This window comes from Bacillus sp. AY2-1, from assembly GCF_008368965.1.
In the GTDB taxonomy this organism is placed as follows: Bacteria; Bacillota; Bacilli; order Bacillales; family Bacillaceae_G; genus Bacillus_A; species Bacillus_A thuringiensis_S.
In genome coordinates, this window is the sequence record NZ_QPEL01000198.1 from 8,529 (window position 1) to 8,779 (window position 251).

Genomic DNA, 251 nt, shown 5'->3' on the forward strand with positions numbered 1-251 from the left:
AATCTGATGAGAGCAAAACCGTACCAGTCAAAGCAAGGGAGGGGATTGAATTGACTCAAATAAAAGAAAAAGAAAAAAACAAAAAGAAACGACCCACACCAAACAAACTTGAGAATAGTAAACAGGAGTATATGGGAAAGAAAAGAATATATCAGGTTACCTCTATGGGATTATTAATAAAGTCATAGATTTTACTACAAAAGTTAAATTATAGATTTATATATTATATAAAAATTTTAACCATTATACGT

General features: G+C 28.7%; 1 pseudogene. It reads left to right on the top strand.

Going from position 1 to position 251, the window contains the following annotated elements:
- Positions 1-188, top strand: a pseudogene (locus tag DN403_RS31445) (putative mucin/carbohydrate-binding domain-containing protein); the annotation flags it as partial.
- Positions 189-251: the final 63 nt, after the last annotated feature.